Consider the following 25,130-nt stretch of genomic DNA (forward strand, 5'->3'; position numbering starts at 1 on the left):
ACCGCCGGGCCCCTACGCGCATGCGGGGGCGGGTCACCAGGTGAAGTCGGGGTTCACCTTCATGCACGCCTTCTTGTCGGACCCGCTGAGCGCGTCCGCGGAGTCCGGCGTCCTGTCGTCCTTCTTCTTCGGCTTGGGCGGCATATCGCCCTCGCGCCAGTCGGCGCCGACGACCAGCGTCACCCCGGAGACGTCCGTCGACTTCTTCGCCGAACTCAGCGGCAGACCCAGCGCCTTGGCGACCCGCTGGGCATCGCCCTCCAGGTCGACGCTGGGGTAGCGGACGACCGTCTTGCCCTCGGTCAGCGCCGTCGTCATGTCCGGCGTCGCCTTCTTGAAGCCCTTCGCGGCCAGGATCTGCGCCACCGTGCTCGCCCGGCCGGTGGCCGGGGGCTCGGTGACGGTGCGCGTGCCGTTCTGCACCTGGACCGAGATCTGGTCGTCGTCGGCGGCCGGGTCGTCGGACGCCTTCTCCTTGGCGGGCTTCTTCTTGCCCTTGCCGTCCAGCGGGATGTCGTCGCGGACCAGCCGGAAGAGCTGCTCCGCGTCGCCGGGCTTGGGGACGACGCGTGCGCCCACGTAGTCGAACGGCATGGTCGTCATCGTCGTACGCGAGGGTGAGACCTTCTTGAGCTCGTTGCCGAGGTCGTACAGCTTCTTGATGGTGCCGAGGCCGTCGTCGACGTTCAGCGCCTTCGTCGCCTTGTCGGCGAGCTTGCGCAGCTGGTTCGGGCTCGTCAGGCCGGTGTTCTCACGGAGCTTGCGGACCAGCGCGTTCATGTACATGTGCTGGGCCTTGGCGCGGCCTATGTCGGTGCCGTCCTCGAAGCCGTAGCGGGTGCGCAGCCACTGCAGGGCCTGCTCGCCCTGGATCTCCGTGGTGCCCTTCTTCAGCTTCAGGCCCGAGCCCTTGCCCCGGCTGTCGCGCGAGTGGATGTTCTTGTCGACGCAGACCGGTACGCCGCCGATGGCGTCCGCCATGGAGACCACGCCCGCGAAGTCGACCATCATGTAGTGGTCGATGTGGATGTTGGTGAGCTTCTCCCAGGTGGCGACGGTGCAGCCGGGGCCGCCGCGGCCCAGCGACTCGTTCGTCATGGTGCGCGGGCCGGACTCGGGGTAGACCTTGCCGTCGTCGGGGTCCGTGCACTTGGGGATCTGGAGCAGCGTGTCCCGCGGCATGCTGATCACCGACATGTTGCTGCGGTCGGCCGAGAGGTGGAGCAGCATCTGCACGTCGGCGAGCGGCGGTGCGCCGAAGGTGTCCTTGGCGCCGCCGAGCTTCTGGTTCTCCTTGGAGTCCCGTGCGTCCGAGCCGATGAGGAGGATGTTCAGCGGTGTCTGGCCCGCGGCGTTGGGCGTGGGCTCGGGGGCCCGGTGCTCGCCGAGGTTCAGGTCGTCCGTCTCGATGTTGCCGTTGAGGTGCTGGTAGTAGAGGTAGCCGGCGCCGGCCGTGCCGAGTATCAGGACCGACAGGACCGTCGCCGACCAGCGCAGGACGCGGCGCTTGCGGCGCCGCGGACGGCCTTTGCCGCCCGAGCCGCGCCGACGCCGGTGGCCGGGGGGCCGTCCGGCGTCGCCCTGCTGGGCGCCGTCGTCCCAGCCGTGATCACTTGCGTGCGGGACGCGTGACCGCGCCCCCTCCTTACGCACGCTGTTCTGCCTCATCCCCAGCCCCTCCCCGCCCCGTTCCCGAACTGCTGCCGCAACGCGGCGCCTTGGCGCATTGTTAGACGCGAAACGACCGCTTCAGGTCACTTGGCGCACACAGTCTTGTCGGCTTCGACTTTCTGGATCCCCTCCGGCGCCTTCTTCGGCGGGGCGATGGGCACCCCCGCGCCCGCGAAGTCGCCGCCCAGCGTCAGCTTCATGGCAGGGAGTCCCTGTGCGTTCTTCTCGCTCTTGCCCGGCTTCAGGGCGGCGGCGGGCAGCCCCATGATGTCGGCGAGCCGACGGGCCTGGTCCGCCTGGTCCGGGCCGTACTCCAGGGTCGTCTTCTCGATGACCGAGGGCGCGTTCCCCTGCTGGCTGGACTTGAGCACGCCCTCATTGTTCTGTAGCCACGTGAGAGTCGTCTGAGCGGCGCCGGTCTTGCCGCTGCCGTTGAAGATGTCGACCCGCACCTCGGAGGCGTCGGCCTTGGGGCCCTTGAGGCGGGCGGCCACCGCGGCCTTCTCCTTCTTCTCCTTCTTCTTCACCTCGGTCAGCGACTGGTCGGCCCGCATCATCGCGAAGAGCGGGTCGGCCTTGGCCGGGTTGAGCACGACCGTGGTGTGGACCTTCTCGTTCGGGTTGTCGACGACCGGCACCGTGGCGAAGGTCAGGTTCTTCATGTCGAGCTTGCCGAGCTCCATGCCGAGGTCACGCAGCTTCATGATGTCCGCGATCGTGGAGTCGACGGTGAGGGCCTTGGTGCCGGCCTCCGCCAGGGAGAACATCTTCTTCGGGCTGGTGAGGGTGTCGCTCGACTTCAGCTTGCGCATCAGCGAGCTGAGGAACTGCTGCTGCAACTCGATGCGGCTCAGGTCGCCGCCGTTGCCCACGGCGTGCCGCGTCCGCACGTACGCGAGCGCCTGCTCGCCCTCGATCACGTGCTTGCCCTTGGACAGCTTCAGATGCGACTTGGGGTCGTCGATGTCCTTGGCGAGGCAGACCTCCACGCCGCCCACGGCACTGGAGAGCGTCTTGACCGCGTTGAAGTCGGCCACCATGAAGTGGTCGAGCTTTATCCCCGTGATCTTCGTGACCGTGCGCATCGTGCAGCTCGGCGTGCGGTCGTTCTGGCCGAGGCTCTCATTGAAGCGGGCGTTCCTCGTGCCCTGGATCGTCTTCTTGCTGCCGTCCTCCATCGTGGTGGGGCAGTCCGGGATGTCCGTGATCATGTCGCGCGGGATGCTCAACGCGGTCGCGTTCGTACGGTCCTTGGAGACGTGCAGCAGGATCGTGGTGTCCGCGTGACCGAGGCTGCCCTCGTCGCCGTAGCCCTTGTTCCCGTCGCCGCTGCGCTTGTCGGTGCCGACGACCAGGATGTTGATGGCCCGGTCCTTGCTGAAGCCGCCGGTGCCGGCGCCGTCGTCGTTGATCGACGTGATGTTGTCGTTGAGGTGCTGGTAGTACAGGTAACCGCCGACGCAGCCCGTGACGAGCAGGAACGCCAGCGTGCCGCCGGACCACACCATGGCCTTCTTGCCCGCGGACTTCTTCGGCTTCTGCTTGCGCCTGCCGCCGGTCGGCTCCGGCTCCTTGACCCGGCGCCTGCGCTGGCCCGGCACCTCGCGGCGCTCGTCGCGCTCTCCCGGACGCGGGCGCTGGCGGTCGCGCCCCGGCGCGGAGCGGCCTCGGCCTCCTTGGCGGGACGCGGCTCTGCGGGGCCCCGGTACCGTCGAGGGTCCTTGCCCTGTGGAAGGGCTCAGTCGCAGCTCGTAATCACCGGTGTCCGGGTTGAGCACCCACTGGTCTGCGGGATCGATGTTCTCCGCCCGCCCACGGCCTTGCGCGTCCACGGTTGTTTGCGTCCTCCGTCGGGGCCACGCGGCGCCTCATCCCCCTCAAGAAGGCGCTCGGTCAGTCGTTCCAGCGGTGCGTGGCCTTCAGGGCCCGGCGCACCGGAGCGCTCACACTATCCGCCCAGTTCAGCGCCGGACGACGCCGGTGACAAATTCCACTCCCCTACAACTGGGCAATCCACCCAATTTCTTGTGGGCCGGCCGCATTCCCTTGGGAATCGCTTTACTCGCAGGCGGCTTCCGCCGCCGTGTTGCCCCGGAATGTCGGTGCGGGAGACGGCGTATGTGAAGGATCGTCGGGCTTCCCGTCACTGTCTTCACTGTCGCCACTGTCTGAATGGTCCGGATCTCCCGGGTACGCCTGGTCCTGGCTCGGCGCCGATTCCCGGGGGCTGCGGGCCCGCTCCGGGATCACCGCGACCGGGCTGTCGGTGCGAAGACGGGTGAAGAGCTGCTCCGCCGCCGGTTCGACGAGCTCGTCGCGGTTCGCGTCGTAGGTGTACGACTGCCGCGGGACGGTGAGGAACTGCACCCGTTCCGTGGGGATGTCGCGCATGCCGCGCACGAGTTCGTACAGACCGCGCAGGCTGGCGAGCGCGGGGTCGGTGGTCAGCGACGAAGTGGCCGCGTCGAGTACGGGGTAGAGCTTCGACGGATTCAGCAGGACGTCGTTGCTCTGCACCTTGTTGACGAGCGCGCCGAGGAATTCCTGCTGGCGGTCCATGCGCTCGGTGTCGCTGCCGGTGCCGAGGCTCTTGCGGGCGCGCACGTACCCCAGTGCCTGTTCGCCGTCGAGGGTCTGCGGGCCGGGGGCGAGCCGCACATGCGCGTCGTCGTCATCGATCGGCGCCTTGAGGCACACGTCCACGCCGTCGACCGCGTCGACCATGTCCTTGAACCCCGCGAAGTCCACGACCATGTGGTGGTCGACGCGGATCCTGGTGAGCTTCTCGACGGTACGGATCGTGCAGGCCGTCCCGCCCACCTCGAACGCCGAGTTGAACTGGGCGAACTGGGCCCGCGTCCGCGAGCCGTCGGGCCGTCGGCAGCCGGGGACGTCCACCATCAGGTCACGCGGGATCGACACCGCGGTCGCGCTCTGCCGGTCGGCGGCCAGGTGCAGCAGGATCGTGGTGTCCGAGCGCTGCGTGCCCCGGTCCCTGCCGTACTTGCGGTTGTCGCCGGCGCGCGTGTCGGAGCCGATGAGCAGGATGTTCTGCGCGTCGTGCACCAGCGGCGCCGGCCGCTCCCTGTCGTAGCGGGCGAGCTCGGCGGCGGCGTCGGTGTCCTTCGTGATGTTGCCGTTGAGCTTCTGGTACGCCGCCCACCCCGCGCCGCCCGCGCCGAGCACCAGCACGGCGGCCCCGAGCGCCACACCCCGCAGCCAGCGCCGCCGCCGGCGCACCACGCCCTCCCCGGTGGGGCTCGCCCCCGTCCCGGGTCCGTACGTGGCCTTGGGCTCCCATGCCGCGCCCGCGGTGTCGGTCACGTGTACGTCCACCCCTCACGGCTGCGTCGGTGCGTGCTGCGTCCCTTACGACCATGGACCGACGCGGCGCCGGTGGCCTCTGGGTCCGTCCCCAACGTAGGCCGAACGAGTGAGCCCCACACGGCCGCACAAGCCCGCCGGACGCCACCCGCCCTGGCCAAGGGGCGCGGGCAACTGCGCGCCCCACGACGCCGCACGGCCACGCGAACCCGCCGAGTACCGACCACCGCCGCCAAGGGGCGCGGGGAACTGCGCGCCCAGCCACGACGGACCGGCAGCCGAAAGAACCAGCCCCGCGAGGCGTCACCGCACGGCGACAGTCACCCGCTCATCCTCGACCCGCTTCTCCAGCTCCCCCTCCGCAAGCTGATCGAGATGCCGGCACAGCACCACCGACCCGCCCACCGCCAGCGCCGCATACAACCCGCGGCTCAGCCCCTCCCAGGTCCCGTACGACAGCCCGGAAAGCACCCGGGACCCGGCCGTGACACCGAGCCGCCCCGCATCGGCACGGGCCCGCTCCACCACCCCCGCCCCGGACAGCTCCACCCCGCCGACCGCGAGGGCAGGCGCGTCCGGATCGACGGGCGCGTACGGCGCGAACCGGTCCCCCTGGCCCGGCACCTCCACCGCGTAGTCGGCGAAGCCCCCCGGCGGCTGCGGAAACCGCCCGCCGAGCGGCCGCAGCGCGAGCGCGACCCGCTCCCCGGAACAGGCACGCGCCGCCTCCAACGTGTCCGGACCGCTGACGACGAGATCCGCCGTGGCCGGGTCACCACCCACGTCCGCGACCACGCCCACCGACGAACAGGCGAGCAGCCACACGGCCGTCTGCCAGTGCGCGGGCAGCAACAGCACGGCCCGGTCACCCGGTTCGGCGGCGAGATCGCCCTGGAGCAGATTGGCGGTCTTGGCCACCCAATTGGCGAAGGTGGCCACGGACAATTCCACGCGCTCGCCCGTGGCGTCGTCGTAGAAGGTGACCAGAGGACGGCCGGGATCCGCGGCGAGCGCGGATCGCAGCAGGTCGGCAGGGGTGCGGTCGTTGGCGTTCACGGGCGCAAGGGTACGCGGGCACCCGCACGGCCCCCGGCGTGGCGGGGAGAGCGGACCACCGGTTCGGCCGCTCAGGGGCGACGACCCGTCAATTCCCGGATGGACAGATATGTTCCGCTATGCCGACGATCAGACGTATGCGTGGATTCCTTGCTTCCTCGATCGGCGTCACCTGCGCGGCCGCCCTGGCCCTGCCCCTCGCCCTGCCGTCGTCCGGCGCCCGGGCCACGACGCCCGCCGCCCCGCCCGCTGCCGAAGGCATCCCCGGCAGCACCCAGTCCCTGCCGCTCGCCCCGCTCGCCTCCGACCGCTCGTCCGGCCCGGACGAGCGGGAACAGGGCCTGGCCCGGCGCGACGTCCGCCCGTTCGCCCTGGTGGGGGTCGTCTGGGACGACCCGGCCGACGAGTTGCGCGGCACCGTCCAGGTCCGCACCCGCGCCAGCGGCACCACCACCTGGTCCGGCTGGCAGAGCGTGGAGACGCACAACCACGAACACGCGGCCGACCCCGAGACCTTGGAGCGCGGCACCGGCAAGGTCCGCGGCTCGACCGCCCCCCTGTGGGTCGGCAACTCCGACGGCGTGGAGATCCGCGTACGGGCGGAGTACGAGCGGCATGGCGACCAGGCCTCCGGCCGCGGCCTGCTCCCCGAGGGGCTCCGCCTCGAACTGGTCGACCCGGGCGACGAGCCGCCACCGCGCGGCGGCCAGACCGAGGCACCGAGCCTCACCCCCACCGTGCCCGTCGAGTCGGCCGCCGCCTCGGCCGTCAACGCGGACCTCGCCCCGATGGACGCCGCCGCGATCCCGGAGCTGACCAAGCAACAGACGGAGGACGAGCTGCTCGCCGGCCGCGGCGCCCCCGAAGTGGCCGGACAGGCCCGGCCCTACATCGGCCCGCGCCCCCGCATCATCACGCGCAAGGGCTGGGGCGCGGACGAGCGGATCCGCGAGAAGGAATTCGCGTACACCCAGACGGTGAAGGCCGCCTTCGTGCACCACAGCGCGTCCGGCAACAATTACCGCTGCTCACAGGCCGGATCCGTACTCCGCAGCATCTACCGCTACCACGTCAAGAGCAGTGGCTGGCGTGACTTCGGCTACAACTTCGCGATCGACAAGTGCGGAAACATCTACGAAGGACGCGCCGGAGGTGTGGCCAAGCCGGTCCTTGGGGCCCACACTCTCGGTTTCAACGCGAACAGCACGGGCATCGCCGTCCTCGGCACGTACAGCAGCGTCAATCCGCCGAAGGCGGCCGTGAACGCCATTGCCCGGCTGGCCGCGTGGAAGCTCGGCCTGCACGGCGCCGACCCCAGTGGTACCACCCGCTTGCAGTCCGGCGGCGGCAACCTGTACAAGAAAGGCACGAACGTCAAACTTAGGGTGATCTCAGGGCATCGCGACGGATACGCCACGGAATGTCCCGGTAAGCAACTGTACGCAAAGCTCGGCACGGCCCGGTCCTCCGCGGCCCGCTACCAGGGGCGCTGAAGCCCGGTCGCACTGTACGAACTGCACGATCTGCACATCCGTCTGCATACACTGGCCGGCCGAAACTCAAGTTCGGCCGGCCCCAGCAGGAAGCAGAGACGACAGGTGACAGAAGCGATCCTCCTGGTCGGCGGCAAAGGAACCCGGCTGCGGCCGCTCACGGTCCACACCCCGAAGCCGATGGTCCCGGCGGCGGGCGTCCCGTTCCTCACGCATCAACTGGCGCGGGCCCGCGCGGCGGGCGTGGAACACATCGTTCTCGCCACCTCCTACCTCGCCGAGGTCTTCGAGCCGTACTTCGGCGACGGCTCCGCGCTCGGCCTCCACATCGAGTACGTCACGGAGACCGAGCCCCTGGGCACCGGCGGCGCGATCCGCAATGTGGCGTCCCGTCTGCGCTCGGCTCCCGACGACCCGGTCCTGATCTTCAACGGCGACATCCTCACCGGCCTCGACATCCGGGCCCTGGTCGACACGCACGAGACGTCCGGCGCCGACGTCTCCCTGCATCTGACCCGGGTCGCGGACCCGAGGGCGTACGGCCTGGTCCCGACCGATCCGACCGGGCGTGTCACGGCCTTCCTGGAGAAGCCGCAGACCCCGGAGGAGATCGTCACCGACCAGATCAACGCGGGTGCGTACGTCTTCCGCCGCTCGGTCATCGACACGATCCCCGCGGGCCGCCCCGTCTCGGTCGAACGCGAGACCTTCCCCGACCTCCTCTCCTCGGGCGCCCACCTCCAGGGCATGGTCGACTCCACGTACTGGCTGGACCTCGGCACGCCCCAGGCGTTCGTACGCGGCTCGGCGGACCTCGTCCTCGGCCGCGCGCCCTCCCCGGCGGTGCCCGGACGCCGCGGCGAGAGCCTCGTCCTGCCCACCGCCCGCGTCGCCCCGGACGCGAAGCTCACCGGCGGCACGGTCGTCGGCGAGAACGCCCGGGTGGGCGAGGGCGCGCGGATCTCCGGCAGCACGATCCTGTCCGGCGCGGTCGTCGAACCGGGCGCGGTGATCACCGACTCCCTCGTCGGCGCGGACGCCCGTGTCGGCGCGCGCACGGCGCTCCGCGGGGCGGTCGTCGGTGACGGAGCGAGCGTCGGCGCCGACAACGAACTGCGCGAAGGCGTACGCGTCTGGTGCGGGGCCACGCTCCCGGCGGGCGCGGTCCGCTTCTCCTCCGACCAGTAACGCCCCGGCGACGGCGGGCGTCGCCTACCCTCATAAAGATGTCGTCCCGTTTCGCCCCGCGCCCCACCCGCACCACCGTGCGCGGCGGCGAGACGGCCGTGCCGTCCGGCGTCCCCCGCCAGAGCGCGGCGCCGCCGCTGACCCGTTCCTGGCGGCCGCCGTTCCCCCTGGACCTGGGCGCGACCCTCGGCCCCCTGCGGCGCGGCCCCGGCGACCCCACCTTCCGGATGACCCCGGACGGCTCGGTCTGGCGCGCGAGCCGCACGCCCGAGGGCCCCGGCACCCTGCGCGTCGCGCTCCGCTCCGGCACGGTGGAGGCCGAGGCCTGGGGCCCGGGCGCGGCCTGGTTCCTCGACCACCTCCCGACCCTCCTCGGCGGGTCTGACGACCCCACTGCCTTCGAACCCCGCCACCGCCTGGTCGCCGCGACGGCCCGCCGCCGCCCCGGCCTGCGTCTGGTGCGCACGGGACTGATCCTCGAATCCCTGATCCCCTCGATCCTGGAACAGAAGATCACCGCGGACGAGGCCTACCGCGCCTGGCGCCTCCTGGTCCGCGGCCACGGCGAGCCGGCGCCCGGCCCCACCCCCCGGATGTACGTGATGCCGGACCCCCGCACCTGGTCCCTGATCCCTTCGTGGGAGTGGCACAAGGCGGGCGTCGACAACAAGCGGGCGTCGACGATCCTGCGCGCGGTGAAGGTGGCCCGTCGCATGGAGGAGGCGTCCACGATGGAGCCGCTCCAGGCCCAGGCCCGCCTGGAGCTGATCCCCGGCATCGGCCCCTGGACCTCGGCCGAGACGGTCCAGCGCAGCAACGGCGCCCCCGACGCGGTCACGGTCGGCGACCTCCACCTCCCCGGCATCATCGGCCACGCCCTGGCGGACGACCGCGACGCGGACGACGAAACGATGCTGCGCCTCCTGACCCCCTACAAGGGCCAACGCCACCGAGCAGCCCGCCTCATCCTCCTGAGCGGCCACACCCCACCCCGCAGAGCCCCACGGATGCGCAAGACGGACATCGCCCTACTCTGAGCCACACCGCCCCGTAAGGGGCGCGGGGAACTGCGCGCTCAACCCCCACACACCCGCACGAGCCCGCGGACATGAGCGCCCCGTAAGGGGCGCGGGGAACTGCGCGACCAGCCACAACCAGCCCGCAGCGGAAAACCGAGCCCCACCCAAGGACGCCGCCAAGGCCCCCGGCCAGCAACCTCACCGAACAGCGATGAAACCCCCCACATCCCGCTCCCCCCGAGCGGGAGGCGCCCCCGCCGGGTGCCCCACGGCCACCGCCCCCATCGGCTCCCATCCCCCCGGCAACTGAAGAACCTCCCGCACGACATCCCGACAGAACATCGTCGAAGAGACCCAGGCCGACCCGAGCCGCTCCCCGGCCAACGCCACGAGAAAGTTCTGCACCCCGGCCCCCGCCGCGACCACGAACATGTCCCGCTCGGCCCCGTCCCGCCGCGCGTCCCCGTACGTATGGGAACCGTCCATCACCATGCACGGCACGACCAGCAGCGGCGCCTTGCGCAACACGTCCCCGCGCCGCACCCGCTTGGCGATGGACTCCTCGGACTTCCCGTCCCGCCGCAGATCCGCGATCCACGCGTCCCGCATCGCGTCCAGCAACGCACTCCGCGCCGCCGCGGACTCCAGCAGCACGAACCGCCACGGCGCCGTGTGATGCGGCGCCGGCGCGGTGACCGCCGCGGCGACGGCGCGCCGCACAGCCCCGGGATCCACCTCCTGGTCCGTGAACTCCCGCACGGTCCGCCGCAGCGCCACCGCTTCCCGCACCGCTTCGGACGTCCCGAGCCGGAACATGTCGTCCCGCGCGTCGCGCACCAAGGCCCGCGCCCCGGCGTCGGGGACGGAGTCACCGACCACGGCATGCCCCAGCCCCCGCACGACGGCGACCGGCAGCCCCGCGGCCTTGCCCTTGACGAGGTCCCCCGCGGCGGCCAGCTCGTCGCCCGTGGCGACAACGGTCGCGCTCAGCGGATTGCCGTACGCGTCCACCCCGCCCCGCAGATCATCGAGCACCCGCACCCCCGCCGCCCCGATGGCGACATCGGTGAGCCCGGCGCGCCAGGGCCGCCCGAACGTGTCCGTGACGATGACGCCGACCTCGACCCCCAGCGCCTCCCGCACCCCGTCCCGCACGGCGCGAGCGGAGGCATCGGGATCCTCGGGCAGCAACAACACCGTCCCTGACGGAGTGTTCGACGCGTCGACACCGGCCGCGGCCATCACGAGCCCCTGGCGGTTCTCCACGATCCGCAGGGGCCCGCGCCGCGCGACGACCCGCACGGCCTCCGCGTCGATGGCCGCCTCGCGGTCGCTCGCCTCGACGATCCGCCCCTCGGCCTTGCTGACGATCTTCGACGTGACGAGCAGGACGTCACCGTCGGCGAGCCCCGGCTCGGCGGCCGCGATCAGCTTGGCGAGGTCGTCGCCTTCCCGCACCTCGGGCAGCCCGGGGACGGCCCACACCCGGAAGGACGGTGAGGTCACGCCCGTACCTCCGAGGCGAGCGCGAGGGCCTCCCGGGCCATCTCGGCCGTGGCGTCGACGCCGGTCATCATCAGTGGAATGGCCCGGCAGCGGATCCCGGCGCTCTCCACCCGCTCCACCACACCCGCGTCGACACTGTCGACCAGCCACCCGTCGAGCAGCCCGCTGCCGTAGTGCTCGGCGACGGCGGCGGCATTGGTCTCCACGCCGACCGCGGCCAGCACCTTGTCGGCCATGCCCCGCACCGGCGAGTCGCCGACGATGGGGGAGAGCCCGACGACCGGCACGCCCGCATCGGCGATCGCCTCGCGGATGCCGGGCACGGCGAGGATGGTCCCGACGCTGACGACGGGGTTGGACGGCGGGAAGAGGATGACGTCGGCCTCGGCGATGGCTTCGAGGACGCCGGGCGCGGGCTTGGCCTGCTCGGCGCCGACCGGCACGACGGCGTGCGCGTCCACGGAGGCACGCAGCCGCACCCAGTACTCCTGGAAGTGCACGGCCTTCTGCTCGCCGTCGATCGTGACGGCGACGTGGGTCTCGACGCGGTCGTCGGACATGGGGATGAGCCGCACCCCGGGCTGCCACCGCTCGCAGAGCGCCTGCGTGACGGCGCTGAGCGGATATCCGGCGCCCAGCATCTGGGTCCGCACGATGTGTGTCGCGAAGTCCCGGTCGCCGAGCCCGAACCACTCGGGCCCGACGCCGTAGGCCGCGAGCTCTTCCTTGACCTTGAACGTCTCGTCCGTACGTCCCCAGCCCTGTTCTTCGTTGATGCCGCCGCCGAGCGTGTACATCACGGTGTCCAGGTCGGGGCAGACCTTCAGCCCGAACAGGTGAATGTCGTCACCGGTGTTGCCGATGACCGTGATGTCCGCGTCGGGCGCGGCCTTCTTGAGCCCGCGGAGGAAACGGGCGCCGCCGATGCCGCCGGCCAGAACCACAATGCGCATGCGCCCAGCATGTCAGGCGGGTACGACAGTGCGTCAGGCGGTCACGACATCCTCTGTGATGTCGCCGGTGCCGCCGGTGCCGCCGGTGCCGCGGGCGGCGCACTGGGCCGAGTGCATCGGCATCTCGGTCAGACCGGGGTAGTAGATGTGCAGGCTGACGGCTGGTTCGAGGGAGTCGTTGACGACTTCGTGGACGTAACCCGGCGCGAAGACGCGCTGCGCGCCCGCTTCGAGCGCCCGCGTGCCCCGCTCGGTGCGCTCCGTCAACGCACCTTCGAGGAGCGTGAGTACGCCGGAAGAGGGACCGTGGTCGTGCAGACCGCTGCCCTGTCCGGGCACCCAGGAGAGCAACCAGACCTCGTAGCCGGGCCCGGTGCGCAGGCGGTGGTACCAGCGGCTGGTGGCGTCGTACTCGACGAGGTGTTCCCACTGGGAGCGGTCGGCGGCGATGGCGCGGGCGAGGCCGACGAACTCGGCCACGGTGGCGGGGTGCTCGCGGGCGGGCTGCAGGAGGTGCGGGACTTCGAGGATGTCGCCGGCGATCTGGAGGTCGCTGTCGCTGTTCATCGTGCGGTGGTTCCTCAACGTAAGAGAGCTGGGGTGTCGCGAAGGATGGGTGGAGCGCGGGAAAGCAGATGGAGAGGGAGAGCAGTCAGGCGGTCACGAAGGTGACGCCGGAGAAGCGGCTCGACAGCTGGATGAACTCAACAGCTGGAGCAGGAACAGCAACAGCGCGCGTGGGCAGCACCGATGGACCCGCTGGTGCGGGTCATCGAAAGAGCCAGGTTCGCGAGCATGCCCACCAGGACACCCGCTTACACCTCTGCTGTCAACTCCATGTCCGAAATGTGGGACATGTTTCACCTCATCCGGTTGTTCGGTTAGGCGAAAGGTTTGTGCACCGGGTGCACGGGACACATGGCGCAGCAACCGGCAGGCAAACCTCGCCGTCCTCCTTGGTGGGAAGCGGGTCGCCGACGGGGTAGTGGTTTATCCCGATTTGAACACTTTCCGCATAGCCTTGGTTCCGCAGAGTGAATAAGGGGCCCAATAGCAGATCTCGGCTTGACTGGCCCGGATCAGCACACTTGTAATTTCACTCGTGTCGTTCAGCCGAAATCGGTAACGGCAGCACCACGGGGACGCACAGACAGACGAGGGGCGCAGATGACCGAGCTGGTTCAGGAACTGCTGGTCGAGGACGCGGACGAGGAACTCGGCTGGCAGGAGCGCGCGCTGTGCGCCCAGACCGACCCCGAGTCCTTCTTCCCTGAGAAGGGCGGCTCCACCCGCGAGGCCAAGAAGGTCTGTCTCGCCTGTGAGGTCCGCTCAGAATGCCTTGAATACGCACTCGCCAACGACGAACGCTTCGGAATCTGGGGCGGTCTGTCGGAGCGTGAGCGCCGCCGACTGAAGAAGGCAGCGGTGTGACCGAAGAAGACCGCGGTGTGACCGGACGCGCTCGCGCGCCGGAGCCGCCCCGCCAATTCGGCACACACCTCCCTCAACCAATGCGCAACGAACGGCCCGTCGCCCGTGGGTTATCCACAGGCGGCGGGCCGTCCTGGTGCCAGCCGTTAGTGTGGGGCCCCGTCCGATACGCCCCGGCGCCCCCGCAGGGCGCAGGCGTCCACCGCAGTCCATCGAACCGGGGCCCGTACCTCGATGTCCGTGCACAGCCATCCGGCAGCCCATCACGACGCTGCCGCCGGGTTCGACCCGACCCGCCCTCCTGAGTTCCCGCGGCACGTCGTGACTGCCGTCCTCGTCTCCCACGACGGCGCCCGCTGGCTGCCCGACGCCCTGGCCGGGCTGCTCGGCCAGGAGCGCCCGGTGCAGCAGGCCGTGGCCGCGGACACCGGCAGCGCGGACGACTCCGCCCGGCTGGTCACCGAGGCCCTCGGCGCCGACCGCGTGCTGCACCTCGCCCGGCGCTCCGGCTTCGGCACCGCCGTCGACGAGGCGGTCCGCACCGCCCAGGTGCTGACCCCCGAGGACCTGCCGTACCTGAAGCGCCCCAGCGGCTGGGACCCGGTGAGCCGGTCCTGGCGCGACGAGGCGTACGACATGCCGGACCTGCCGCACGGTGAGCCCGTGCAGTGGCTGTGGCTGCTCCACGACGACTGCGCGCCCGAGCCCGAGGCCCTCGCCGAACTGCTGCGCGCCGTCGAGAACGAACACGAGCTCGGCAAGGACGTCGCCGTCGTCGGCCCCAAGCTCCGCGGCTGGTACGACCGCAGGCAACTCCTCGAAGTCGGCGTCTCCATCGCCAACAGCGGCCGCCGCTGGACCGGCCTCGACCGCCGCGAGCAGGACCAGGGCCAGCATGACCACGTGCGGCCCGTCCTCTCCGTCTCCACCGCCGGCATGCTGATCCGCCGCGACGTCTACGAACAGCTCGGCGGCTTCGACCGCTTCCTGCCGCTGATGCGCGACGACGTCGACCTGTGCTGGCGCGCGCACTCCGCGGGGCACCGCGTCCTCGTCGCCCCCGACGCCGTCGTCCGGCACGCCGAGGCGTCCTCCCGCGAGCGCCGCACCGTCGACTGCGTGGGCCGCACGGCGACGTCACCGCACCGCGTGGACAAGGCGGGCGCCGCCTACACCCTGCTCGTCAACGCCCGCTCGGCCGTGTTGCCGTGGATCCTCTTCCGGCTCGTCCTCGGCACGCTCCTGCGCACCGTCACGTATCTGCTCGGGAAGGCGCCCGGACAGGCGCTCGACGAGATCGCCGGTCTCCTGGTGACACTGCTGCGACCCGGGCGGATCCTCGCCGCCCGCAAGCAGCGCGGCAAGCCGGTGCCCGACGCGGGGGAGATGCGGACCCTGTTCCCGCCGCCCGGCGCCACGGTGCGGGCCACCGTCGAACAGGCCGCGGGCGGCCTCGTCGGCCGCTCCGACGCGGACGCGCCCGCGGGCGCGGGGCGCCACGGCGTCGTCGAGTCGGGACCCGGCGGCGACGACGCGGACTTCCTGGAGATCGAGCAGTTCGCCCGCCTCAAGCGCATCGCCCGCAAACCGGGCCCGGTGCTCTTCGTCGTCCTCCTGTTCGTCTCGCTCATCGCCTGCCGTGCCCTGCTCGGCAGCGGCGCGCTCGCGGGCGGCGCGCTGCTGCCCGCGCCCGCGGACTCCTCCGGCCTGTGGGCGCGCTACCTGGACGGCTGGCACCCCGTCGGCACGGGCGGCACCCAGACCGCGCCGCCCTACCTCGCGCTCCTCGCCGGGCTGTCCACCCTGCTGTTCGGCTCCACCGGGCTCGCGGTCACCGTGCTGCTCGTCGGCTCCGTACCGCTGGCCGGCTTCGCCGCGTACTTCGCCTCCCGTCCGCTCGTCACCTCGCGCCTGCTGCGCGCCTGGGCCTCCGTCGCGTACGCCTTCCTGCCCGCCGCCACCGGTGCGCTCGCGGGCGGCCGCATCGGCACCGCCGTCCTCGCCGTCCTGCTGCCGCTCATCGCGCGCGCGGGCGTCGCCGCCGCGGGCCTGGCGGCCACCGGAAGCGGGCGCGGGACCTGGCGCGCCACGTGGGCGTACGCCCTGCTGCTGACCCTCGCCACGGCCTTCACGCCGATCGTCTGGCCGATCGCCCTGGTGCTCGGCCTCGCCCTCCTCGCGCTGCGCTTCCGCGACATCACCGCGTACGGCCTGCGGTTCCTCGCCGCGCTCGGCACGCCGCTGTTCGTCCTCGCCCCGTGGTCGCTGACGCTGCTGCCCTTCGGCTTCTTCAAGGAAGCGGGCCTGGAGTTCGGTGACGGCTCCGCCACCGCGCTCGACCTGCTCGGCGCGGACCCCGGCGGCCCCGGCACCGTGGGCGGACTGCTGCTCATCGGCATCGTCCTCGCCGCGCTCGGCGCCCTGCTGCGCGCCGAGCGGCAACTCGCCGTCCGTACCGCCTGGGCGGCCGCCCTGGTCTCCCTTGTCTTCGCCGTCCTGGCGAACGGCTCGGCGTGGGCCGGCCCCGCCACCCTCGGCTACGGCATCGCGCTCCTGGCCGCCGCCGCGCTCGGCGCCGACGGGGCACGCGCGCGTGTCGCCGAGCAGAGCTTCGGCTGGCGCCAGCCGGTGGCCGCGCTCATCGCGTTCGCCGCGGCCGCGGGGCCGCTGCTCGTCGCCGCCGGATGGATGATCCGCGGCGCCGACGGCCCTCTGGAGCGGCGCGATCCGGTGCAGGTGCCGGCCTTCGTCGCGGAGGAGAGCGGTACGCAGGACCAGGCCCGCACCCTCGTCCTCGACAGCGACTCGGCGGCTGAGGTCTCCTACACGCTCGTCCGCGGATCCGGCGCCCGCCTCGGTGACGCCGAACTGACCGCGGCGGCCGCCACCGACGACCGGCTCGACAAGATCGTCGCCCGGCTCGTCGCGGGCTCCGGCGCCGACCAGGCCGACCAGCTCGGCGGCTACGCCGTGCGCTACATCCTCGTACGCGAGGGAGCGCCCCGTCAGATGAGCCGCACCCTGGACGCGACCCCGGGCCTGACCCGGCTCAGCCAGGAGGACGGCAGCGCTCTGTGGCGCGTGGACCGGCAGGTCTCCCGTGCCGCCATCGTCTTCAAGAACGGCGACCCGGAGCCCGTCGCCGCGGGCCCCGTCGAACTGCACACGAAGATCCCCTCGGGCGAAGAGGGCCGCGTGCTGCGGCTCGCCGACTCCGCGGACCCGGGCTGGACGGCGACCCTCGACGGCCGTCCGCTGCCCCGCACCACGCTCGACGGCTGGGCGCAGGGCTTCGAACTGCCCACCACGGGCGGCCGCCTGGACGTCACCTTCGAAGCGCCCATGAGCCACACCGCCTGGCTGTGGACGCAAGGAGCGCTCGCCGTCGTCCTCGTGGTGCTCGCCCTGCCCGGCCGGCGCCGCGACGTCGACGACGACCTCCCCGAGGAGCCCCTCGTCCCCGCCCAGGCGGTCGAGGGCGAGGGCCGCAGGGCGCGCAGGCTGCGGGCCCAGAGCGAGCAGGCCGCGCAGGAGGCGGGCCAGGACGCGCCGCCTCCCCCCGCCGATGAGCCCCTCGCCGCCGTCCCGCAGCAGCAGTCACCGGCACAGTCCTACGCGGATGGGCAGGCACACGCCCGCACGGGCGCCGAGTACGGCGCGTACGGCGCCGATCAGCAGTACCAGGGCGGCCAGTACCCGGCCGGTGCCTACGAACAGCCGCGGTACGAGCCGGAGGCCTACCAGAACGGCCAGTACGACCCGTACGCCTCCTATGGGGCAGTCGGCGGGGCCTACGGAGGGGACCAGCAGCAGTACGGCGGGTCCTACGGAGAGGCGCCGTACGAGCAGCACCCCCCGATGCCGCCGGCGCCCCCGCGGCCGCCCCACGGCACCGACAGCGAGCGCCCCGACGGGAGCCAGCAGTGAACCGCACCACCCAGTCCCTGATCGCCGTGGTCGTCGCGCTCGGCGCCATCACCGGATACGCCGCGTCCAGCGCCCCCGGCGGCACGGACGACGACGGCGCCAAGGCCGCCGCCCGGCTGCCCGTGGAGCGCACCAGCCTGCTCTGCCCGGCGCCCAGCGCCTCCGACCTCGCCGAGACCTCGTACACCGCCTTCACCCCGAAGCCGAGCGGCTCCAGAGGCGGCGGCAAGGCGGAACTGCTGCCCGTCACCAAACACTTGTCGGACGTGCCCCAAGAGGGCGCCAAGGACAAGAAGGCCAAGCCCTTCCTGACCCAGCGCAAGCCGGGCGAGGCGGTCGGCGGCGAGGAGTCGGGCGCCGAGGCCCCCGTGCTCATCGGCACCGCCGACGGCGCGCTCGCCCCCGGCTGGACCGTGCAGCAGACCACGACGTACTCCGCGGGCAGCGGCCGCGGGGCGCAGGGCACCAACTGCACCGCGCCCGACACGGACTTCTGGTTCCCGGGCACGAGCACCGCCAAGGGCCGCAGCGACTACATCCACCTGACGAACCCCGACGACTCCGCGGCCGTCGTCGACGTGGAGCTCTTCGGCCCGGACGGCGAGGTCACCTCCCCGGTGGGCGAGGCGATCCAGGTCCAGCCGCACTCCAGCGTCCCGGTGCTGCTGTCCACACTCGCCGACAAGGAGTACACGAACCTCACGATGCACGTGACGGCGCGCAGTGGCCGGGTCGCCGCCGCCGTGCAGTCCTCCGACGACAAGATCGGCGGCGACTGGCTGCCGGCCTCCGCCGACCCGGCCCCCGCAGCGGTCCTGCCCGGCATCCCCAAGGACGCCACGTCGGTGCGCCTGGTGGCCTTCGCGCCCGGCTCCGACGACGCCGACCTGAAGGTCCAGCTGGCCTCGCCGACCGGCACCCTCACTCCCGCCGGGCACGAGAACCTGCACGTCAAGGCGGGCATGACGGCTGCCGTGGACCTCGGGGACGTCACCAAGGGGGAGGCCGGTTCGCTGCTGCTCTCGCCGAGCGACAAGGCGGTCCCTGTGGTCGCGGCGCTGCGCGTCACCCGCGGCAAGGGCAGCGAGAAGGAGACGGCGTTCATCCCGGCGACGGACGCGGTCGGTACGCGCGCGACGGTCGCCGACAACCGCGCCAAGGGCTCCACGCTCTCCCTGGTGGCCCCGGAGGAGACGGCGAAGGTGAAGGTCACGGCCTCGGCGGGCACGGAGGGCGGCTCGCCGGCCACTAAGACGTACACGGTCAAGGGCGGCACGACCCTGGAGGTCGGGCAACCGCCGGTGCCGGCCGGCCTCAAGGGTGCGTACGCCCTGACCGTGGAGCCGGTGTCCGGCGGCGAGGTCTACGGCTCGCGGATGCTGGCCCTGCCCGAGGACGGCATCCCGATGTTCACGATCCAGACGCTGCCGGACGACCGCGGATCGGTCGCCGTCCCGGAGGCGGAACGCGATCTGACGGTCCTGCAGAAGTAACCGGCGAGGCGGCGGGAGCCGGCGTCAGTCCTCGTCGCCGTAGCGCGGATCGACGGACTCCGGGGAGAGACCGAGCAGATCGGCGACCTGTTCGACGACGACCTCGTGCACCAGGGCGGCGCGCTCGTCGCGCCCCTTGGTGCGGATCTCGACCGGCCGCCGGTAGATGATCACGCGGGCCGGCTTCCCCTCGGACGCGGAGAGGGAACCACCGAGCGGCACCGCCTCGTCCTGCCACTCCCCGTCGGCTCCGCCGGGGCCACCCAGGGGCGGCACCTCAAGGACCAGGAACTCGACCTCCGCGAGCTGGGGCCAGCGCCGCTCGAGCCGCTCCACGGAGTCCTGCACGAGGTCCGTGAAGGCCTCGGCGCGGCTCGCGGAGAGCGGTACCTGTGGCGGCGCCACGGGACCGCGCATGCCCCTGCCGTGGCGGTCGCGGCGGCGGGGCCTCGGTTCTGCGGAACGGGGCTGTACGGGGTCGTCCATCACTGATGAAGCGTAGTCCCCGGGATCGGCCTTATCGGGCGCTGCGCGGCATGTCGCTTCCTGACCGTTCCGGACGAGTTTGGACTCGATTCCGTATCTCTCCTGGACCGTCGAGCGCGCGCCACATGACGTGATTCACGCCATGTGGTGACCGGATTCAACACCACCCGCCCCTGGAGTCACAGGCGTCTGCGCAGGTCAACGCGGTGCCGTCGCGGCACGCCGACGCGGGGACCACGGCACGACACGGTGGAGTGACCTCATGGAGAGTCGTCGCGGCCCGCTCAAGAGTGCGGTACCGTCCAACGTCGTGAGCCCTGTACGTCGCTGTTCGCGCACCGCTTGCGGCCGTCCCGCCGTCGCGACGCTGACGTACGTCTACGCCGACTCGACCGCGGTCCTCGGCCCCCTCGCCACCTACGCCGAACCCCACTGCTACGACCTGTGCGCCGAGCACTCCGAGCGCCTCACCGCGCCCCGCGGCTGGGAGGTCGTCCGGCTCGCCGACGCCTCCGCCCCGCCCCGTCCCTCGGGCGACGACCTCGAAGCGCTCGCCAACGCCGTGCGTGAGGCGGCCCGGCCCCAGGAGCGCGCGGCCGAGGGCGGTGGCGCACGCAGGACGGACCCGATGGAGGTCGCACGGCGCGGCCACCTCCGCGTGCTGCGTTCCCCTGAGTCCTGAAGGCCGCAGTCCTGAAGGCCGTAGCCCTTGAGGCAGCCCGAAGCGGAGCCTGACGCCCCTTCACCGGATCTTCTCCTTCCCGCACGTTGACGCCCCTTCACCGAGGCCATGACGATTTCGCCACCCCATAGCCCGGGAGGCGTTCCGTGTACGTGCAGCAACTGGAGCCCGTGGCCGACTCGCTCGGCCTTTCCGCACTCGTCGCGACCCTGCCCCTCCTGACCGTTCTCGTCCTTCTCGGCGCCGTCCGCATGAAGGCCCACCGGGCAGGCCTCATCGGCCTCGCGGTCGCCGTCCTCGTCGCCTGGCTCGCGTACGGCATGCCGCTCGGTCAGACCGCCTCCAGCGCCGCGCAAGGAGTCCTCTTCGGGCTTTTCCCCATCCTGTGGATCGTCGTCAACGCCCTGTGGGTGTATCGCATGACGGTCCGCACCCGGCACTTCGACATCCTGCGCCGCTCCTTCGGACGCCTCTCCGACGACCCGCGCATCCAGGCGCTCGTCGTGGCCTTCTGCTTCGGCGCGCTCCTGGAGGCCCTCGCGGGCTTCGGGGCGCCCGTCGCGATCAGCGCGGTCATGCTCGTCGCCCTCGGCTTCGATCCGGTGCGCGCCGCGGTCGTCGCCCTGGTGGCCAACACCGCACCCGTGGCCTTCGGCGCCATGGGCACGCCCGTGGTGACGCTCGCCCAGGTGACGGGCCTCCCGCTGGACGCCGTCGCCACCGTCGTCGGCCGCCAGACCCCGCTGCTCGCCCTGGTCGTCCCCCTGCTCCTGGTGTGGCTCGTGGACGGGCGGCGCGGGCTGCGCGAGACCTGGGTACCGGCGCTCGCGTGCGGGGTCGCGTTCGCCGCCGCCCAGTTCGCGGCCTCCAACTACGTCTCCGCGCAACTCGCCGACATCGGGGCGGCCCTGGCGGGCGCGGGCGCCCTGATGGCCGTGCCGCACGCCCGCAGGCCCGCCGCCGAACCCGTGCGCGCCGCGGTCCTCACCGGCGTACGCAGCGACGACCTCGACCACCACGACCCGCGCCCCGAGGTGCTGCGCGCCTACGCCCCCTACGCCCTCATCGTCGCCGTCTTCTCCCTCGCCCAGATACCGGCCGTCAAGGACCTCCTCGCGAAGGCGACGCGGACCTTCGACTGGCCCTTCCTGAACGTGGCCGACCCCTCGGGGGATCCGGTCGGCGGCAACGTCTTCTCGCTGCCGCTCGTGGCGACCGGCGGGACGCTCGTGCTGCTCGCCGGGGTCGGCACGGCGGCGGTCATCGGGGTGCACGCGCGCGTGGCGGCACGGGAATGGGCGGCCACCGTCCATGAGTTGCGCTTCGCGATCCTCACCGTGACGTCCGTCCTCGCCCTCGCGTACGTCATGAACCTCTCCGGGCAGGCCGCCACGATCGGGCACTACGTGGCCGCCGCGGGCGCGGGCCTCGCCTTCCTGTCGCCGGTGCTCGGCTGGTTCGGCGTCGCGGTGACCGGCTCCGACACCTCCGCCAACGCCCTCTTCGGCGCCCTCCAGGTGACGGCGGCCCAGCAGTCGGGGCTCTCGCCGGAGCTGCTCGCGGCCGCCAACAGCTCGGGCGGGGTCCTCGGCAAGATGATCTCCCCGCAGAACCTGACCATCGCGTGCGCCGCCGTCGGCCTCGCCAGCAAGGAGGGGGATCTGCTGCGCAAGGTGCTGCCGTGGAGCCTCGGACTGCTCCTGGTGATGTGCCTGATCGTGGTCGGGCAGAGCACGGCCGTGCTCGGCTGGATGCTTCCTTGACGGGGCGGGGCTGCGGCTCGGTGCCCGCTCTCCGTTCGTTGTCGGTCGTTGCGGGTAGTTTGGGACGACCGACGTGGGGTGACCGACGTACCGACGTAACTCGCAGAGCTTGTAGAGAGGGTTGGCCGTGACTGCTGATCTGTCCCAGATCGTGAAGGCGTACGACGTTCGCGGGGTGGTCCCGGATCAGTGGGACGAGTCGCTGGCCGAGCTGTTCGGGGCGGCTTTCGCAGAGGTCACGGCGGCGGACGCGATCGTGGTCGGCCATGACATGCGCCCCTCCTCTCCGGGGCTGTCGCGGGCCTTCGCGCGCGGGGCGGCGGCGCGTGGCGTGGACGTCACGGAGATCGGCCTCTGCTCGACGGACCAGCTGTACTACGCCTCGGGCGCGCTGAACCTGCCGGGTGCGATGTTCACCGCCTCGCACAACCCCGCCCAGTACAACGGCATCAAGATGTGCCGCGCGGGCGCGGCCCCGGTCGGCCAGGACACCGGCCTCGCGGAGATCCGCGCCCTGGTGGAGGGCTGGTCCGAGACCGGCGCCCCCGAGCCCGCGGCGACCCGCGGCACCCTCACGCAGCGCGACACCCTGACCGACTACGCCGCGCACCTGCGCGGCCTTGTCGACCTGCGGGCCAACCGTGCGCTGAAGGTCGTCGTCGACGCGGGCAACGGCATGGGCGGGCACACCGTCCCCACTGTCTTCGAGGGCCTGCCCCTGGAGCTCGTGCCGATGTACTTCGAGCTGGACGGCACCTTCCCCAACCACGAGGCCAACCCGCTCGACCCGGCGAACATCGTGGACCTCCAGGAGCGCGTGCGCGCCGAGGGCGCCGACCTGGGCATCGCCTTCGACGGCGACGCGGACCGCTGCTTCGTCGTCGACGAGAACGGCGCCCCGGTCTCCCCGTCGGCCATCACCGCCCTGGTCGCCTCCCGCGAGCTCGCCAAGCACGGCGGCTCCGGCACGGTCATCCACAACTTGATCACCTCCTGGTCGGTCCCGGAGGTCGTCAAGGAGAACGGCGGCACGCCCGTGCGCACGCGCGTGGGGCACTCCTTCATCAAGGCCGAGATGGCCAGGACCGGCGCCATCTTCGGCGGCGAGCACTCCGCGCACTACTACTTCAAGGACTTCTGGAACGCGGACACGGGCATGCTCGCCGCCCTCCACGTCCTCGCGGCCCTCGCCGAGCAGGACGGTCCGCTCTCCGGCCTCGTCGCGCAGTACGACCGCTACGCCGGCTCCGGCGAGATCAACTCCACGGTCGACGACCAGACCGCCCGCCTGGCAGCCATCAAGACGGCGTATGCGGGCCAGGACGGGGTCGCCCTGGACGAGCTGGACGGCCTGACGGTCACCGCCGCCGACTGGTGGTTCAACGTCCGCGCCTCCAACACCGAGCCGCTCCTGCGGCTGAACGTGGAGGCCAGGGACGAGGCCACCATGGCCAAGGTCCGCGACGAGGCGCTCGCGATCATCCGCGGCTGACGGCCACCCGGGCAGCCTGCCACGGAGGTAGGCTGACCAGGCCGCGTACGGCGAGGCGGCACCCCGGGATCCCGTACCGCGGGAGCGCGGTCCACCGCCTCGCACCACCGCCTCGCACCACCGCGAAAACCTCACCACATCAGCTCGAAGGGACCCACCCCATGGCGCTCGAAGCCGGCCTCCTGGAGATCCTCGCCTGCCCGGCCTGCCACGCCCCGCTCAAGGAGACGGACAGCGAGCTGATCTGCACGGCGGACGCCAAGGAGTGCGGCCTCGCCTACCCCGTCCGCGACGGCATCCCCGTGCTCCTGGTCGACGAGGCCCGCCGCCCCGCGTAACGGCACGCGCGCAGGGCATACGCTCCGGCACGACCCAGCAGTGCGCGGGAAGCCGCGCAGCCGATTCGGAGGCCGCACCCCATGCTCGACGAGTCCTTGCTCGACGACCCCGAGGCGCTGGCCCGCGCCGACCGCCGCGGACTGCTGCGCGGCGCGGCCGAGGCGGGCGCCCGGGTCCGCACAGCGGTCCGGCACGCCGCCGAGGCCGGCCTGACGGAACTGAAGCCCGACGGTCGCCCCCGCGCCATCCTGATCGCGGGACCGGGCACCGCCGCCGTCTGCGTCGCCGACCTGCTCGACGGCCTCGCGGGCGCCGCCTGCCCCGTCATCCGCCTGGCCCCGACCGGCGTCGCCCCCGCCGCGGGCGCCCTGCGCTGGGCACTGCCCGGCTGGGTGGGACCGGTGGACCTGCTGCTCATCGCCACCCCGGACGGCTCCGAACCGGGCCTGACGCTCCTCGCCGAACAGGCGTACCGCCGCGGCTGCACCGTCGTCGCCGTCGCCCCCGTGCGCACCCCCCTCGCGGAGAGCGTGGCGGGCAGCCACGGCCTCACCGTGCCCCTGGCCGCCTCGCCCTACGGCGCGTACGAGGGCGCGCACGACGAAGCCACCAGGGAGACCGCCTCGTACGAGGCACGCCGCGTCGAGGACGAAGCCGCGCCCGGCGCCCCCTGCACCCTGTGGGCCCTGCTCGTCCCGCTCCTCGTCCTCCTGGACCGCACCGGCCTGATCGCCGCCCCGGTCGACACCCTCCAGAAGGTCGCCGACCGCCTCGACCGCGTCGCGGAACGCTGCGGCCCGGCCATCGCGACGTACAGCAACCCCGCCAAGACACTCGCCGCCGAGCTGGCCGACGCGCTCCCGCTCATCTGGACCGAGGGCCAGTCCGCGGGGGCCGCGGGCCGCCGCTTCGCCGCCACCCTCGCCGAACTGGCCGGGCACGCGGCGCTCGCCTCCGAGCTGCCCGAGGCCCTGCCCGCCCACGGCGCCCTCCTGGCGGGCAACCCCGCGGGCGGCGACGACACCGACGACTTCTTCCGCGACCGCGTCGACGACCCGGCGGCCCTGCGCGCCCGCGTGGTGCTGCTCCGCGACCGCCCGGCGGACCTGGGCGGCCTCACCGCGGCGCCCGCGGCCCGCGAACTGGCGCACGGCCACGACGTCGCCCTCAGCGAGCTGGAGCCGGAGGGCGGCGACGAACTGGAAACGCTCGCGGAGCTGATCGCCGTCACGGATTTCGCCGCCGTTTACCTGGCGCTCGCCTCCGGGGGCCGATCATGACCGCTCAGGCCGCACCCCAGCCGACCG

The 25,130-nt window shown here is 72.3% G+C and carries 19 protein-coding genes; 11 read left to right on the top strand and 8 right to left on the bottom strand.

What is annotated here, in order from left to right; genetic code table 11:
- Positions 1-33: 33 nt before the first annotated feature.
- From ACF062_RS35530 to ACF062_RS35545, 4 genes are all read right to left on the bottom strand, one after another.
- Positions 34-1,668: an LCP family protein gene (locus ACF062_RS35530; protein ID WP_392143768.1), complete on the bottom strand. Its 1,635-nt coding sequence runs from the start codon at positions 1,666-1,668 to the stop codon at positions 34-36.
- 86 nt (positions 1,669-1,754) lie between these two features.
- Complete coding sequence (locus ACF062_RS35535) at positions 1,755-3,503, bottom strand: LCP family protein (RefSeq protein WP_392143770.1); 1,749 nt, start codon at positions 3,501-3,503, stop codon at positions 1,755-1,757.
- A gap of 226 nt (positions 3,504-3,729) precedes the next feature.
- Entirely contained in the window at positions 3,730-4,995 is a 1,266-nt protein-coding gene (locus ACF062_RS35540; RefSeq protein ID WP_392143771.1) for an LCP family protein, read from the bottom strand.
- A gap of 303 nt (positions 4,996-5,298) precedes the next feature.
- Complete coding sequence (locus ACF062_RS35545; protein ID WP_392143773.1) at positions 5,299-6,051, bottom strand: TIGR03089 family protein; 753 nt, start codon at positions 6,049-6,051, stop codon at positions 5,299-5,301.
- 137 nt (positions 6,052-6,188) lie between these two features.
- Between ACF062_RS35545 and ACF062_RS35550 the strand changes: the two genes are divergently transcribed.
- The 3 genes from ACF062_RS35550 (at position 6,189) to ACF062_RS35560 (ending at position 9,769) form a co-directional block, all read left to right on the top strand.
- Positions 6,189-7,544 carry a peptidoglycan recognition protein gene (locus ACF062_RS35550; RefSeq protein ID WP_392143775.1) on the top strand — a complete coding sequence of 452 codons (1,356 nt, stop codon included), beginning with the start codon at positions 6,189-6,191 and terminating at the stop codon, positions 7,542-7,544.
- A 105-nt stretch (positions 7,545-7,649) separates the two neighbouring features.
- Entirely contained in the window at positions 7,650-8,732 is a 1,083-nt protein-coding gene (locus tag ACF062_RS35555; RefSeq protein WP_392143777.1) for a sugar phosphate nucleotidyltransferase, read from the top strand.
- Between the two features lie 38 nt (positions 8,733-8,770).
- Entirely contained in the window at positions 8,771-9,769 is a 999-nt protein-coding gene (locus tag ACF062_RS35560) for a DNA-3-methyladenine glycosylase family protein (RefSeq protein ID WP_392143779.1), read from the top strand.
- A gap of 180 nt (positions 9,770-9,949) precedes the next feature.
- On the opposite strand, the gene ACF062_RS35565 is transcribed toward ACF062_RS35560, so the two are convergent.
- The 3 genes from ACF062_RS35565 to ACF062_RS35575 are packed head-to-tail and all read right to left on the bottom strand — an operon-like array spanning position 9,950 to position 12,777.
- Positions 9,950-11,257 (bottom strand): coenzyme F420-0:L-glutamate ligase, encoded by a 1,308-nt coding sequence (locus ACF062_RS35565; protein WP_392143781.1) that lies wholly within the window; start codon positions 11,255-11,257, stop codon positions 9,950-9,952.
- Positions 11,254-12,210, bottom strand: coding sequence for a 2-phospho-L-lactate transferase (gene cofD / locus ACF062_RS35570; protein ID WP_392143783.1), 957 nt, complete (start codon positions 12,208-12,210; stop codon positions 11,254-11,256). The genes ACF062_RS35565 and cofD overlap by 4 nt, the downstream gene beginning before the upstream one ends.
- A gap of 33 nt (positions 12,211-12,243) precedes the next feature.
- Entirely contained in the window at positions 12,244-12,777 is a 534-nt protein-coding gene (locus tag ACF062_RS35575) for a cysteine dioxygenase (RefSeq protein WP_392143785.1), read from the bottom strand.
- Between the two features lie 600 nt (positions 12,778-13,377).
- Here ACF062_RS35575 and ACF062_RS35580 point away from each other — a divergent pair.
- From ACF062_RS35580 to ACF062_RS35590, 3 genes are all read left to right on the top strand, one after another.
- Complete coding sequence (locus ACF062_RS35580; RefSeq protein ID WP_016642094.1) at positions 13,378-13,641, top strand: WhiB family transcriptional regulator; 264 nt, start codon at positions 13,378-13,380, stop codon at positions 13,639-13,641.
- Positions 13,642-13,875: 234 nt separating this feature from the next.
- Entirely contained in the window at positions 13,876-17,568 is a 3,693-nt protein-coding gene (locus ACF062_RS35585) for a glycosyltransferase (RefSeq protein ID WP_392143787.1), read from the top strand.
- Positions 17,565-19,061 carry a DUF5719 family protein gene (locus ACF062_RS35590; protein ID WP_392143789.1) on the top strand — a complete coding sequence of 499 codons (1,497 nt, stop codon included), beginning with the start codon at positions 17,565-17,567 and terminating at the stop codon, positions 19,059-19,061. Before ACF062_RS35585 ends, ACF062_RS35590 begins: the two co-directional genes overlap by 4 nt.
- Before the next feature lie 24 nt (positions 19,062-19,085).
- Here the strand turns inward: ACF062_RS35590 and ACF062_RS35595 are convergent, their stop codons facing one another.
- Positions 19,086-19,547, bottom strand: coding sequence for a metallopeptidase family protein (locus ACF062_RS35595; RefSeq protein WP_223774975.1), 462 nt, complete (start codon positions 19,545-19,547; stop codon positions 19,086-19,088).
- Between the two features lie 262 nt (positions 19,548-19,809).
- Between ACF062_RS35595 and ACF062_RS35600 the strand changes: the two genes are divergently transcribed.
- The 5 genes from ACF062_RS35600 to ACF062_RS35620 all read left to right on the top strand — a co-directional run bounded on the left by ACF062_RS35600 (position 19,810) and on the right by ACF062_RS35620 (position 25,103).
- Positions 19,810-20,229 (top strand): DUF3499 domain-containing protein, encoded by a 420-nt coding sequence (locus ACF062_RS35600; protein WP_392143791.1) that lies wholly within the window; start codon positions 19,810-19,812, stop codon positions 20,227-20,229.
- 146 nt (positions 20,230-20,375) lie between these two features.
- Complete coding sequence (locus ACF062_RS35605; protein WP_392143793.1) at positions 20,376-21,992, top strand: L-lactate permease; 1,617 nt, start codon at positions 20,376-20,378, stop codon at positions 21,990-21,992.
- 127 nt (positions 21,993-22,119) lie between these two features.
- The gene (locus ACF062_RS35610; RefSeq protein WP_392143795.1) at positions 22,120-23,484 is read left to right on the top strand and encodes a phosphomannomutase/phosphoglucomutase; all 1,365 of its coding nucleotides are present in this window, start codon (positions 22,120-22,122) and stop codon (positions 23,482-23,484) included.
- 161 nt (positions 23,485-23,645) lie between these two features.
- Positions 23,646-23,822, top strand: coding sequence for a Trm112 family protein (locus ACF062_RS35615; RefSeq protein WP_127912062.1), 177 nt, complete (start codon positions 23,646-23,648; stop codon positions 23,820-23,822).
- Positions 23,823-23,903: 81 nt separating this feature from the next.
- Positions 23,904-25,103, top strand: coding sequence for an SIS domain-containing protein (locus tag ACF062_RS35620; RefSeq protein ID WP_392143798.1), 1,200 nt, complete (start codon positions 23,904-23,906; stop codon positions 25,101-25,103).
- Positions 25,104-25,130 lie beyond the last annotated feature (27 nt).

The sequence above is a fragment of the Streptomyces sp. NPDC015345 genome, from assembly GCF_043078805.1.
GTDB lineage: Bacteria > Actinomycetota > Actinomycetes > Streptomycetales > Streptomycetaceae > Streptomyces.